Annotated in this window: 12 protein-coding genes; all 12 read left to right on the plus strand. The window is 69.6% G+C overall.

The window, feature by feature from the left end; genetic code table 11:
* The first annotated feature begins 173 nt into the window (after positions 1-173).
* The 12 genes from flgB (at position 174) to IE246_RS23925 (ending at position 12,525) form a co-directional block, all read left to right on the plus strand.
* On the plus strand, positions 174-587 hold the full coding sequence (flgB, locus tag IE246_RS23870; RefSeq protein WP_189994428.1) for a flagellar basal body rod protein FlgB: 414 nt from the start codon (positions 174-176) through the stop codon (positions 585-587).
* Positions 588-616: 29 nt separating this feature from the next.
* Positions 617-1,027, plus strand: a complete 411-nt coding sequence (gene flgC / locus IE246_RS23875; RefSeq protein WP_189994430.1) for a flagellar basal body rod protein FlgC — start codon at positions 617-619, stop codon at positions 1,025-1,027.
* 107 nt (positions 1,028-1,134) lie between these two features.
* A complete protein-coding gene (gene fliE / locus IE246_RS23880; RefSeq protein ID WP_506054837.1) occupies positions 1,135-1,425 on the plus strand; it encodes a flagellar hook-basal body complex protein FliE in 291 nt (96 codons plus the stop codon).
* Between the two features lie 111 nt (positions 1,426-1,536).
* Complete coding sequence (fliQ, locus tag IE246_RS23885) at positions 1,537-1,803, plus strand: flagellar biosynthesis protein FliQ (RefSeq protein WP_189994433.1); 267 nt, start codon at positions 1,537-1,539, stop codon at positions 1,801-1,803.
* A gap of 91 nt (positions 1,804-1,894) precedes the next feature.
* Positions 1,895-2,662 carry a flagellar biosynthetic protein FliR gene (fliR, locus tag IE246_RS23890; protein ID WP_189994435.1) on the plus strand — a complete coding sequence of 256 codons (768 nt, stop codon included), beginning with the start codon at positions 1,895-1,897 and terminating at the stop codon, positions 2,660-2,662.
* A gap of 12 nt (positions 2,663-2,674) precedes the next feature.
* Positions 2,675-3,751, plus strand: coding sequence for a flagellar biosynthesis protein FlhB (flhB, locus tag IE246_RS23895; protein ID WP_189994437.1), 1,077 nt, complete (start codon positions 2,675-2,677; stop codon positions 3,749-3,751).
* A gap of 10 nt (positions 3,752-3,761) precedes the next feature.
* The gene (locus IE246_RS23900) at positions 3,762-5,726 is read left to right on the plus strand and encodes an ATP-binding protein (protein WP_189994439.1); all 1,965 of its coding nucleotides are present in this window, start codon (positions 3,762-3,764) and stop codon (positions 5,724-5,726) included.
* A gap of 190 nt (positions 5,727-5,916) precedes the next feature.
* Positions 5,917-6,999 carry a recombinase RecA gene (recA, locus tag IE246_RS23905; protein WP_189994441.1) on the plus strand — a complete coding sequence of 361 codons (1,083 nt, stop codon included), beginning with the start codon at positions 5,917-5,919 and terminating at the stop codon, positions 6,997-6,999.
* Between the two features lie 190 nt (positions 7,000-7,189).
* A complete protein-coding gene (gene alaS / locus IE246_RS23910; RefSeq protein WP_189994443.1) occupies positions 7,190-9,850 on the plus strand; it encodes an alanine--tRNA ligase in 2,661 nt (886 codons plus the stop codon).
* Between the two features lie 121 nt (positions 9,851-9,971).
* Positions 9,972-11,258 (plus strand): M24 family metallopeptidase, encoded by a 1,287-nt coding sequence (locus IE246_RS23915; RefSeq protein WP_189994445.1) that lies wholly within the window; start codon positions 9,972-9,974, stop codon positions 11,256-11,258.
* Entirely contained in the window at positions 11,258-12,151 is an 894-nt protein-coding gene (locus tag IE246_RS23920; RefSeq protein ID WP_189994447.1) for an AAA family ATPase, read from the plus strand. The genes IE246_RS23915 and IE246_RS23920 overlap by 1 nt, the downstream gene beginning before the upstream one ends.
* Entirely contained in the window at positions 12,148-12,525 is a 378-nt protein-coding gene (locus tag IE246_RS23925) for a hypothetical protein (RefSeq protein WP_189994449.1), read from the plus strand. Before IE246_RS23920 ends, IE246_RS23925 begins: the two co-directional genes overlap by 4 nt.
* Positions 12,526-12,720 lie beyond the last annotated feature (195 nt).

The following is a 12,720-nucleotide window of genomic DNA, read 5'->3' on the forward strand; positions in this document are numbered from 1 at the left end:
GCTGCCCGACTATATCGCGTGACGCCGGCCTTCGCACGACCGCTTGATGTCCCGGTTGGCACGGTCGTTGCTTCTGTTCCAGCGAGGCCGCCGGGCATCGCCAAAGTGCCACGACGGAATCGACAAAAGAAGCAATTTTAGATAAATTGCTTCTCAAATTGCGGAGCAGGGCGATGGAACTCTCTCAGATGACGCTGTTCAAGATGGCCCGGCAGAAGATGTCGTGGCTCGGCCAGCGCCAGGCGGTTCTCGCCCAGAACATCGCGAACGCCAACACGCCCGACTACCGCTCCAAGGAACTCGAGGCCCTCGACTTCGGTCGCGAACTCAAGCGCCTGGCGCCGGTCCGCATGGCGGCGACCGCGGGCAGGCACCTCGCCGGCACCGTCACGCCGCCGGAATACCGCGTCGACAAGGTCAAGCTGCGCGACGTCTACGAGGTCAACCCGGACGGCAACTCGGTGGTGATGGAGGAGCAGCTGATGAAGCTGTCCGACAACCAGCTGCAGTACCAGCTCGCCACCAACATCTACCAGAAGCACGTCAAGATGTTCCGCCTCGCGCTTGGCAATCAGAGCCAAGGCTGACGCCACCGAACGCTGACGGGAGAGCCCCCATGGACCTGGTCAACGCAATCAAGATCTCGGCTTCCGGCATGCGGGCCCAGGGCACGCGCCTGCGGGTCGTGGCGGAGAACGTGGCGAACGCCGAGTCGGTCGGCAACAATCCGGGCGATTCCCCGTATCGCCGCAAGACCATCACCTTCGACAACGTGCTCGACCGCAACCTGAACGCCGATTTGGTCAAGGTGGCGAAGATCGGCCGGGACACCAGCGATTTCAACACGGTGTACGAGCCGCATCACCCGCTGGCCGACGACAACGGCTACGTGAAGATGCCGAACGTGAACTCGCTGGTGGAACTCACGGACATGCGCGAGGCGGAGCGCAGCTACGAGGCGAATCTCAGCGTCATCGAGTCGTCGAAGTCGCTGATCCAGCGCACCATCGATCTTCTGCGGGCCTGAACGGGTGGGCCTGAACGGGCGGGCCTGACGGCGTGATGCGGCGGCGGTCGGCTTCCGATGTCCCGGCGGTTTTGCTAGATTGACTTCCAGGAGGACGCGGCATGGTGATGAAGGTAGGCGACCTGATGCCCCCGGTTCCGGGGCTGGGCGGCGGTGCCGCCGCCGGGCCGGCGGCCGGGGCCAAGGACTTCGCGAGCTATGTCCAGGAGGCCGCGACCACGGCCGTCGATACCATGCATCGCGGCGAGGCCCTGTCGAAGCAGGGCGTCGCCGGCAAGGCCGATCTGAACGACGTCGTGGCCGCGGTGAACGACGCCGAACTGACGCTGCAGACCGTCACGACTCTGAGGGACAAGCTTGTCACGGCCTATCAGGAGATCCTGCGCATGCCGATCTGACCGGGCACGGCGCCCCGGTCCGTCCGGCATTCTTTGCTTGTCGGGCAACACTTGCCCGTCCGGCAGTTCTTGCCGGGCGGACGGACGTGCCGGCGTCGGCGGGGGACGGCCGTGACCGAGGAGGACGCGCTCGCGATGGCCCGCGAGACGGTGCTGACGCTGCTCTCGATCGCCGGGCCGATCATGGGCGTTGCGCTCACCGTCGGCCTGATCATCGCGCTGTTCCAGGCGCTGACCCAGCTCCAGGAGATGACCCTGGTGTTCGTCCCGAAGATCGCCGTGGTGTTCGCCTCGCTGCTGCTGTTCCTGCCGTTCATGCTGGCCCAGATGAAGACGTTCTTCGAAGGCGTGGCCGACAAGATCATCGGGTTGCCGTGATCCCGCCCCCTCGGGGATGGGGCCTTCGGGGATGGCGCCTTCGGGGACGGCACCTTCGGGGGCCGGCCCGTCGCGGAGTCGGGGGAGGCGCTTGAACCTCGAGGAGTTTCTTCCCCTCAGGGTCTTCGAGATCCTGATGGTGTTCGCCAGGGCCGGCTCGGCCATGCTGATGCTGCCGGGCATCGGCGAGACCTTCGTGCCGGTCCGGGTCCGCCTGCTCCTCTCGGCCGTGCTGGCACTGGCGGTCGCCCCGGCGATCGCGCCGCAGCTGCCGCCGGAACCGACGAGCGCAGCCGGGCTGCTGGCGCTGATCGCCGGCGAGGTCCTGATCGGCATCTATTTCGGACTGGTCGCGCGGATCCTGCTGCTGACCCTCGACACCGCCGGCCGCATCATCTCGTTCTCCAGCGGCCTGGCGTCGGCGACGATCTTCAACCCGTCGATCACCGAGCAGGGCACGGCGATCGGCCTGATCCTCACCATGCTGGGGATCCTGCTGCTGTTCATCACCGACCTCCATCACCTGGTGATCCGGGCGGTGGTCGAGAGCTATGCGGTGTTCCGGCCGGGCGGCGAGCTGATGTTCGGCGACCTGTCGGAGGCGGTCACCGAGCTGGTCGCCGGCAGCTTCAAGGTGGCGGTCCAGCTGTCGGCGCCGTTCTACGTCTTCAGCCTGCTGTTCTTCGTCTGCCTCGGCGTGCTCGCCCGGCTGATGCCGCAGCTGCAGATCTTCTTCATCGGCCTGCCGGTGCAGATCTACGTGGGCATGCTGGTGCTGGCGACCATTCTGGGCGCGATGATGACGGCGTTTCTGACGTACTATGCCGATACCGCGGCGACCTATCTGATCCCCAATTGACAGAAACAGGCGATGTCGGACAGCCAGGACGACTCCCAAAAAACCGAGGAACCGACCGCCCGAAAGCTCTCGGAGGCCCGCAAGAAGGGCCAGATCGCCCAGAGCAAGGAGGTCAGCAACTTCGCTTCGCTGCTCGGCATGACCTTCATGGTGGCGATCCTGGCGCCGTTCATGGTGGGGCAGTTCTACAGCTCGCTGTCGCGGGTGATCGACCATGCCGCCATGGTGACCATCGACGCCGGCACCACCGGCGACATCCTGTTCGACCTGACGTTCGACACGCTGCTGACGCTGTCGCCGGTATTCGGCCTGTTCATGCTGCTGGCGGTGATCGCCAACCTCAGCCAGTCGGGGTGGCTGCTCACGACCGAGCCGATCATCCCGAAACTGGAGAAGCTCTCCCCGATCTCCGGCGCGAAACGGCTGCTCTCGCTGAAGTCGATCGTCGAGTTCCTCAAGGGCATCGTGAAGCTGTCGATCGTCGCGATGATCGCCTACGTCCTGGTCTCGCCGGAGCTGGAGCGCGCCGAGAACCTCCTGGACATGGACCTCGTGGACATCCTGCGCGAGGTGCAGACGCTGGTGATCCAGCTGATGATCGGCGTCCTCGCCTTCATGTTCCTGGTGGCGGTCACGGACTACCTGTACCAGCGCTTCGAGTTCATGAAGCAGATGCGGATGTCGCGGCAGGAGATCCGCGACGAGCACAAGCAGTCCGAGGGCGATCCGCAGGTCAAGGCGCGGCTGCGGCAGATCCGCATGGACCGGGCCCGCCGCCGGATGATGGCGGCGGTGCCGCAGGCCGACGTGGTGGTCACCAACCCGACCCACTTCGCGGTCGCGCTGAAGTACGATACCGACACCATGGCGGCCCCGACGGTGGTCGCGAAAGGGACCGACGCGGTGGCGCTGCGGATCCGCGAGGTCGCCAACGAGAACGACGTGCCGATCGTCGAGAACCCGCCGCTGGCCCGCGCGCTGTTCGCCAGCGTCGAGCTGGACCAGCAGATCCCCGAGACCCACTACAAGGCGGTCGCCCAGGTGATTTCCTACGTCTATCGGCTCAAAGGCCGGAAGATGGCCGGGTGAGGAGGGCGTGATGGACACCGCTGCCCTTGCCGCCGCCGCGCTCGGCCTCGCCGCCGGGGGCGGGGCCGTCTGGTGGTTCCGGCGGCCGCCGGTGCCCGTCGTCCGGCCGCCGCCCGCCGACGAGGGCCGGGGCGCGGCCGCGGGCGAGGGAGCCGGCGAGGGACCCGGCGAGACGGCCCGGATCCGGCTCGACGCGGACGGGCGGCTCGAATCGTTCGACGGGCCGCTGGCGGAGTGGCTCGGGGTCGAGGCCGAGGCCGGCGGTGGCCGGGCGCTCGCGCGGCTGCGCCTGCAGGCGCTCAAGGTGCGGGCGGAGGCGAGCCCGGCGGCGGGTCCGATCGAGGGCGATCCGATCGCCGACGGCGCCCGTACGGTGGTGCCTTCGTTCACGGTGCTGGAGAGCGGGTTCCAGGTCGTGCTGTCGCCGGTGTCCGGGCCGGTCGCCGACGACCCGGGCGGCGGCGGGTCGGAGCCGTGGATCGCCTCGGTCATGCGCGACGCGCCGATCGGGGTGGTCCAGCTCGACCGGGCCGGCCGGATCACCGCCCACAACCGGTTCTTCGGCCGGCTGGCCGGAAACGATCGCGCCGACGCGCTCGCCGGAACCGCCTTCCTCGACTGCATCGGCGCGGTCGACCGCGACAGGGTGGCGGCCGCCATGCAGCCGGATGCCGGGGACGACCCGGTCGAGGCCGGGCTCGGCCCGGACGCCGACGCCTACGTGTCGCTGTTCCTCGGGCGACAGACGGACGGTGCCGCGCCGGGGTCGATCGTGTTCGCGATCGACATCACCCAGCGCCGCATCCTGGAGACCCAGTTCGTGCAGTCCCAGAAGATGCAGGCCGTCGGACAGCTGGCCGGCGGCGTCGCCCACGACTTCAACAACCTGCTGACCGCCATGACCGGGTTCTGCGACCTGCTGCTGCAGCGTCACCGCCCCGGCGACCAGTCGTTCGCCGATGTCATGCAGATCAAGCAGAACGCCAACCGGGCCGCCAACCTGGTCCGCCAGCTGCTGGCGTTCTCGCGGCAGCAGACCCTGATCCCGCGGGTCATCGACGTCACCGAGACGCTGGCCGACCTGTCGCACCTGCTGCGGCGGCTGATCGGCGAGACCGTCACCCTGGAGCTGGTGCACGGTCGCGACCTGAAGCCGGTGAAGGCCGATCCGGGCCAGCTCGAGCAGGTGATCATCAACCTGGTGGTAAACGCGCGCGACGCCATGCCGGCCGGCGGAACGATCCGGATGAGCACCTCGCTGGTCACCACCGTCAAGCCGCTTCGCCAGGGCGAGGAGGCGATGCCGCCCGGCGAGTACGTGCTGATCGAGGTGGTCGACACCGGCACCGGCATTCCGGCGGAGAACATGGCGCGCATCTTCGAGCCGTTCTTCACCACCAAGGAAGTCGGGCAGGGGACCGGGCTCGGGCTGTCGACCGCGTTCGGCATCGTGAAGCAGTTCGGCGGCCACCTGTTCGTGGACAGCACGATGGGGGTCGGCACGACCTTCTCGATCTACCTGCCGGCCTGGTCCGGCGAGGTCGCGACCATGACCGAGGTGGCCGACGGCCGCCTCGACTCCGACCTGTCCGGCACCGGCACCGTGCTGCTGGTCGAGGACGAGGATCCGGTCCGGCTGTTCGCCGCCCGGGCGCTGCGCAGCAAGGGCTACCAGGTCATCGAGGCGCGGTCCGGCGAGGCGGCGCTCGAGCTGCTCGAGCGCGAGGCGCCGGATCTCGACCTGCTGATCACCGACGTGGTGATGCCGGGGATCGACGGGCCGACCCTGTTCCGCACCGTGCGCGAGACCCGGCCTGGGCTACCGGTGGTCTGCATTTCCGGGTACTCCGAGGACGCGCTGCGCCAGCGAATCGTCGGCGCCGACGGTGTCGCGTTCCTGCCGAAGCCGTTCTCGCTGAAGCAGCTCGCGGTGGCGGTGAAACGGGCTGTCGGCCCGCCGCCTCCCATATCTTGAGTTAACCATCGCCCCGGAATCCACGATCTGGGCGTGAACAAACCGCGAAAATCCACTTGCGGACGAGAACAAAATAGGTACGATCTGTCGGGCGCGGCGGCCGTGAGCCGCTCCGAGGAGCCACGGTCCGACCCCCGGACTCCCCCCCCGTTGCCGCGCCGGGTGCCCCGCGATAGAAGGAGGCGAGCCGATGACCGCGGCGCTGCGACTGATCGAGAAGGACGGGATGGACAAGTCCAAGGCACTGGAGGCCGCGCTCGGCCAGATCGAGCGTGCGTTCGGCAAGGGCTCGGTGATGAAGCTCGGCCAGCGCGAGGGCGCGGTCGAGATCGAGACGGTGTCGACCGGTTCGCTCGGCCTCGACATCGGGCTCGGCATCGGCGGCCTGCCGCGCGGCCGGATCGTCGAGATCTACGGGCCGGAGAGCTCGGGCAAGACCACTCTGGCGCTGCACGTGGTGGCCGAGGCCCAGAAGACCGGCGGCACCTGCGCGTTCATCGATGCCGAGCACGCGCTCGACCCGGTCTACGCCCGCAAGCTCGGAGTCGACGTCGACGAGCTGCTGATCTCGCAGCCGGACGCCGGCGAGCAGGCGCTGGAGATCGCCGACACCCTGGTGCGCTCCGGCGCGATCGACGTGCTGGTGGTCGACTCGGTCGCCGCCCTGGTGCCGCGGGCCGAGCTCGAGGGCGAGATGGGCGACAGCCATGTCGGCCTGCAGGCCCGGCTGATGAGCCAGGCGCTGCGCAAGCTGACCGGCTCGATCTCGAAGTCGCGCTGCATGGTGATCTTCATCAACCAGATCCGCCAGAAGATCGGCGTGATGTTCGGCAACCCGGAGACCACCACCGGCGGCAACGCGCTGAAGTTCTACGCCTCGATCCGCCTCGACATCCGCCGGATCGGCGCCATCAAGGACCGCGACGAGGTGGTCGGCAACCAGACCCGGGTCAAGGTGGTCAAGAACAAGCTGGCGCCCCCGTTCCGGGTGATCGAGTTCGACATCATGTACGGCGAGGGCGTGTCGAAGACCGGCGAGCTGCTGGACCTCGGGGTCAACGCCGGGATCGTCGAGAAGTCGGGTGCGTGGTTCTCCTACGACGGCAACCGCATCGGCCAGGGCCGGGAGAACGCCAAGAACTTCCTGAAGCAGAACCCCGACGTCGCCAAGGGGATCGAGGCCAAGATCCGGGCCAATGCCGGGCTGGTCGCCGACGCCATGCTGATCGGCGATCCCGACCCGGGCGAGGGCGACGACGGCGACGACGCCTGAGGGGGGCGTCAGCCGAGGCCTGGCGGCCGCCTCGGGAGCGACGTTCCGCTCCCTGGACAGCCGGCCGGCGCGTCGCTAAAAGCGGGGGCTTTCCCAGCGGGGGCGCGGTCCGGTCGGGCCGCGCTTTCGCGCGCCGGAAGCATGGCTGCCGCGGCTGCGCTGCCGGGGCTGGGCTGGCTGGAGATTCGCCATGGCGACGACGAACCAAATCCGACGGGCGTTCCTGGACTACTTCGCGGACCGCGGCCACATGGTCGTGGAGTCCTCGCCGCTGGTTCCGCGCAACGACCCCACCCTGATGTTCGCGAATTCCGGGATGGTTCAGTTCAAGAACCTGTTCACCGGCGCCGAGACCCGCGAGTACAGCCGAGCTACCACCGCCCAGAAGTGCGTCCGCGCCGGCGGCAAGCACAACGACCTGGAGAACGTCGGGTACACCGCCCGCCACCACACGTTCTTCGAGATGCTCGGCAACTTCTCCTTCGGGGACTACTTCAAGGAGAACGCCATCGACTACGCCTGGAACCTGGTGACGGGCGAGTTCGGGCTGGCCAGGGACAAGCTGCTGGTCACCGTCTACAGCGAGGACGACGAGGCCGCCGCGCTGTGGCGCAAGATCGCCGGCCTGCCGGACGAGCGGATCATCCGGATCCCGACCTCCGACAATTTCTGGGCGATGGGCGACACCGGACCGTGCGGCCCGTGCTCCGAGATCTTCTACGACCACGGGCCGGACATCCCCGGGGGGCCGCCGGGCTCGCCGGACGAGGACGGCGACCGGTTCATCGAGATCTGGAACCTGGTGTTCATGCAGTTCGAGCAGGTCACCAGGGAAGAGCGGCGCCCGCTGCCGCGGCCGTCGATCGACACCGGCATGGGGCTCGAGCGCATCGCCGCGGTGCTGCAGGGCAAGCACGACAACTACGACACCGACACCATGCGCGGCCTGATCGAGGCCTCGGCGCACGCCTCCAGCACCGACCCCGACGGGCCGTTCAAGGTGTCGCACCGGGTGGTCGCCGACCACCTCAGGGCCAGCTCGTTCCTGATCGCCGACGGCGTGCTGCCGTCGAACGAGGGCCGCGGCTACGTGCTGCGCCGGATCATGCGCCGCGCCATGCGGCACGCCCACATGATGGGCTGCACCGACCCGCTGATGTACCGGCTGGTGCCGTCGCTGGTGCGGGCCATGGGCGAGGCCTATCCCGAACTCGGCCGCGCCCAGGCGCTGATCGAGGGCACGCTGCAGCTCGAGGAGACCCGCTTCAAGGAGACTCTCGGCCGCGGCCTCAAGCATCTGGAGGAGGCGACCGACAGGCTCGGCAGCGGCGAGGCGCTGTCCGGCGAGGTGGCGTTCAAGCTGTACGACACCTATGGCTTCCCGGTCGACCTGACCGCCGACATCCTGCGCGGTCAGGGCCGCAGTCTCGACCATGACGGCTTCGAGGCGGCGATGGAGCGCCAGCGCGCCACCGCCCGCAAGGCCTGGGCCGGGTCCGGCGAGGCCGCCACCGACGCGGTCTGGTTCGGCGTGCGCGAGAAGACCGGCGCCACCGAGTTCCTCGGTTACGACACCACCCGGGCCGAGGGCGTGGTGACCGCCCTCCTGGTCGACGGCAAGCCGGTGGACCGGGCGGAGCCGGGCCGCGAGGTTCTGGTCGTCGTCAACCAGACGCCGTTCTACGGCGAGTCCGGCGGCCAGGTCGGCGACACCGGCACCATCCGCTCGGCCGACGGGGCGACCGTCGAGGTGGCCGATGCCCAGCGCAAGCTCGGCGACGTGTTCGTTCACCGCGGTACCCTGTCCGTGGGGGCGCTCGCGGTCGGCGACGCGGTCGAGCTGAAGGTCGACGCCGAGCGCCGCGACAGCATCCGTGCCAACCACTCGGCCACCCACCTGATGCACGAGGCGCTGCGGCAGCGGCTCGGCGAGCACGTCGCCCAGAAGGGCTCGATGGTGGCGGCCGACCGGCTGCGCTTCGACTTCAGCCATCCGGCCGGCATCGACCGCGACGACCTCGCCTGGGTCGAGGCCGAGGTGAACCGCCGGGTCCGTGGCAACAGCGAGGTCACGACCCAGCTGATGACCCCGCAGGCGGCCATCGACAAGGGGGCAATGGCGCTGTTCGGCGAGAAGTACGGCGACGAGGTCCGGGTGGTGTCGATGGGCGGCGCACCGGTCAACGCCAACCGGGCGGCATGGTCGATCGAGCTGTGCGGCGGCACCCATGTCCGGCGCACCGGCGACATCGGCGTCTTCAAGATCGTCAGCGAGGGCGCGGTTGCCGCCGGCGTGCGCCGTATCGAGGCGGTCACCGGCGTCGGGGCGCTCGGCTGGATCGCCGGCCGCGAGGCGGTGCTGGCGGAGGCGGCGGCCGAGCTCAAGACCACGGTCGAGGACGTGCCGGCGCGGGTCCACGCGCTGCTGGAGGAGCGGCGCCGGCTCGAGCGCGAGCTGGTCGAGACCCGCAAGAAGCTGGCCTCCGGCGGCGGCGGCGGGGCGTCCAAGACGGTGGCCGGACTGACCTATGCGGCCCGGGCGCTGGAAGGCGTGCCGGCGCGCGAGCTCAAGGGCCTGGCCGACGCCCTCAAGAAGGAGATCGGTTCGGGCGTCGTCGCGGTCGCCAGCGCCGAGGACGGTAAGGCCTCGCTGGTGGTCGGCGTGACCGACGACCTGACCGGCCGGATCAGCGCGGTCGACCTGGTGCGGGTCGGCTCGGCCGCACTCGGCGGCAAGGGCGGCGGCGGCCGGGCTGACATGGCGCAGGCCGGCGGCCCCGACGCGGCGGCCACCCAGGCCGCTCTCGACGCCATCGAGGCGGCCCTGGCCGAGGCCCCGGCGGCGGCTTGAGGCGGACGGCCGGGCGAGTGTGGCGCGGGCGAGGGAGGCCGGTGAGGGGTTGCCGCGTGCCGGCTGCCGCGCCACTCTCCCTCGGCGTCCCGAAGGCCTCCCCGACCGTGGAGACTCGCCGATGAGCCCTGCCGGTCTGACCGGCTCCGACAAGCTTGCCTCCGCCGGGGGCGACCGCGTGCTGCCGCAGCGGCCGGTCCCGGAGTCGGTCGACGGCGTGGCGATCGACGAGGCGGCGGTGACCCGCCACCGGCTCGGCCGGCTGCGGGCGGAGATGGCGGCCCGCGACCTCGACGCGGTCGTGCTGGTCGACCCGGTCAACCTGCGGTTCGCCACCGGCACCCGCAACATGCAGATCTTCACGGCCCGGAACCCGGCGCGCTACGCGCTGGTGCCGATCGCCGGTCCGGTGACGGTGTTCGAGTTCCATGGCGCCGGGCATCTGGCGGCGGCCGGCCCGGTGGTCGACGCCGTGCGCGAGGGCACGACGGTGTCGTACGTCGCCGCCGGCGAGCATCGGGACGACAAGGCGCGGGCCTGGGCGCGCGAACTGGCGGCGGCGATCCGCGAGGCGGTGCCCGAGGCCCGGCGGGTCGGCATCGAGCCGGTGCAGTTCCTGGCGGCCGAGGCGCTGGCTGCCGAGGGCCTCGTGCTGGCCGACGCCCAGGAGCCGGTGGAGCGCGCCCGCGCCCGCAAGACCGACGCCGAGATCGCCATGATGAAGGCGTCGCTGCGGGCGGTGGAGAAGGGCGTGCACGCGCTGCGCGACGCCGTCCGGCCGGGCGTCACGGAGAACGCGGTGTGGGCGGAAATGCACCGCAGCGTGATCGCCGACGACGCCGACTATGTCGAGACCCGGCTGCTGAACTCCGGCCCGCGCACCAACCCGTGGTACCAGGAATCGTCGTCGCGGGTGATCCGGCCGGACGAGCTGGTGGCGCTCGATACCGACGTGGTCGGGCCGTACGGCATCTACGCCGACTTCTCGCGCACCTTCTTCGCCGGGCCGGGCAAGCCGTCCGACGAGCAGCGCCGGCTGTACCGGCTGGCCTGGGAGCAGATCCATCACGACGTCGAACTCGTGAAGGCCGGGCGCAGCAGCCGCGAGATCGCCGAGGCGGCCTGGCCGGTGCCGGACGAGTTCTGGGAGCGGCGGTACTTCGTGCTGATGCACGGCGTCGGGATGACCGGCGAGTATCCGTACATCCTGCACGGCCGGGACATGGACGGGCACGGCTACGACAGCGTGCTCGAGGAGAACATGACGCTGTGCGTCGAGGCCTATATCGGCAGCGAGCGTGGCGGCGAGGGCGTCAAGCTGGAGCAGCAGGTGCGGGTCACCCGCGACGGATACGAGCTGCTGTCGGCGTTTCCATTCGAGGATGACCTGCTGAGTCGAGAGGTGTGATGAGCGAGGCGAGTTCCCGGGGTACTGGAGGGAAGCCCGGCAACGGGCGTTTCGAGGGTACCGAACGCTATGTCGCGACCGAGGACCTGATGGTCGCGGTCAACGCCGCGGTGGCGCTCGGCCGGCCGCTGCTGGTCAAGGGCGAGCCCGGGACCGGCAAGACCGTGCTGGCGCGCGAGATCGCCATGGCGCTGGGCAAGCCGCTGATCGAGTGGCACATCAAGTCGACCACCAAGGCCCAGCACGGACTGTACGAGTACGACGCGGTGGCCCGGCTGCGCGACGGCCAGCTCGGCGACGAGCGGGTCAAGGACATCGCCAACTACATCCACCGCGGCAAGCTGTGGAACGCCTTCGCGGCCGACGAGCAGGCGGTGCTGCTGATCGACGAGATCGACAAGGCCGACATCGAGTTCCCGAACGACCTGCTGCTCGAACTCGACCGCATGGAGTTCCACGTCTACGAGACCCGCGAGACGGTGGTCGCCCGCAACCGGCCGATCGTGCTGATCACCTCGAACAACGAGAAGGAACTGCCGGACGCCTTCCTGCGCCGCTGCTTCTTCCACTACATCCGCTTCCCCGACGCCGAGACCATGGAGCGGATCGTCGGCGTGCACTTCCCGGACCTGAAGAAGGAGATGCTGCGCGCCGCGCTGACCGCCTTCTACGAGATCCGCGAGGTGCCGGGGCTGAAGAAGAAGCCGTCGACCTCGGAGCTGCTGGACTGGATCAAGCTGCTGGTGGTCGAGGACATCCCGCCCGAGGCCCTGAAGGTCACCGACAAGAAGGACCTGATCCCGCCGCTCTACGGCGCCCTGCTGAAGAACGAGCAGGACGTGCACCTGTTCGAGCGGCTGGCGTTCCTGGCACGCCGGGAGGGCCGGGCATGACCGGCCGGACCCTGGTGCTGGCGGCGGTGATCGCGCTGGCCGCGGCCGGGCCGGCGGCGGCCGGCAAGCTGCTCGACGCGGCGCCGAAGGAGATGCGGAACTACGCCGACCAGGCCGGCTACATCCTGGCCTCGATCCCGGTGTGCGGCGGCGACAGGGCCGAGGAGGACTACTTCCGCCGGCTGGCCCGCGACAACCTGGTGCAGATCGGCGCCGACGACGACGACCTCGGCTTCCTCGACCACTACATGGCCGAGGCGGCGGCGAGCGCCAAGCCGAAGAAGCGGGAATGCCGGGAAGAGGGCGCGGTGCCGCTGGCCGGCGAGCTGTTCGGTCACCGCACCGCCATCGAGAAGGCGCTGAAGGCGCAGTAGCCGTCTGTCCGTCGCTCCATGGGTTCCGGCTCGGCCGCGCGGGGCGGCGCGTCCGTCCGGAATGACGGCGGGTAGGGGACTTTCCGGCGCATTCCTCCTTCCGTCATTCCAGACGGGTGCGCCGTAGGCGAAGCCGATCTGGAACCCACCCGCCGCTGCGGCGCCGGGCCCTTGACCCCCGCACCGCACGAGGTC

Source organism: Thalassobaculum fulvum (genome assembly GCF_014652915.1).
Lineage (GTDB): Bacteria > Pseudomonadota > Alphaproteobacteria > Thalassobaculales > Thalassobaculaceae > Thalassobaculum_A > Thalassobaculum_A fulvum.

What these genes read in the sequence shown, in the direction of transcription:
- IE246_RS23925 (WP_189994449.1), top strand. Translation starts at nt 12,148, where the DNA reads ATGACCGGCCGGACCCTGGTGCTGGCGGCGGTGATCGCGCTGGCCGCG.
- alaS (WP_189994443.1), top strand. Translation starts at nt 7,190, where the DNA reads ATGGCGACGACGAACCAAATCCGACGGGCGTTCCTGGACTACTTCGCG.
- IE246_RS23915 (WP_189994445.1), top strand. Translation starts at nt 9,972, where the DNA reads ATGAGCCCTGCCGGTCTGACCGGCTCCGACAAGCTTGCCTCCGCCGGG.
- IE246_RS23920 (WP_189994447.1), top strand. Translation starts at nt 11,258, where the DNA reads ATGAGCGAGGCGAGTTCCCGGGGTACTGGAGGGAAGCCCGGCAACGGG.
- flgC (WP_189994430.1), top strand. Translation starts at nt 617, where the DNA reads ATGGACCTGGTCAACGCAATCAAGATCTCGGCTTCCGGCATGCGGGCC.
- recA (WP_189994441.1), top strand. Translation starts at nt 5,917, where the DNA reads ATGACCGCGGCGCTGCGACTGATCGAGAAGGACGGGATGGACAAGTCC.
- fliE (WP_506054837.1), top strand. Translation starts at nt 1,135, where the DNA reads ATGAAGGTAGGCGACCTGATGCCCCCGGTTCCGGGGCTGGGCGGCGGT.
- flgB (WP_189994428.1), top strand. Translation starts at nt 174, where the DNA reads ATGGAACTCTCTCAGATGACGCTGTTCAAGATGGCCCGGCAGAAGATG.
- flhB (WP_189994437.1), top strand. Translation starts at nt 2,675, where the DNA reads ATGTCGGACAGCCAGGACGACTCCCAAAAAACCGAGGAACCGACCGCC.
- IE246_RS23900 (WP_189994439.1), top strand. Translation starts at nt 3,762, where the DNA reads ATGGACACCGCTGCCCTTGCCGCCGCCGCGCTCGGCCTCGCCGCCGGG.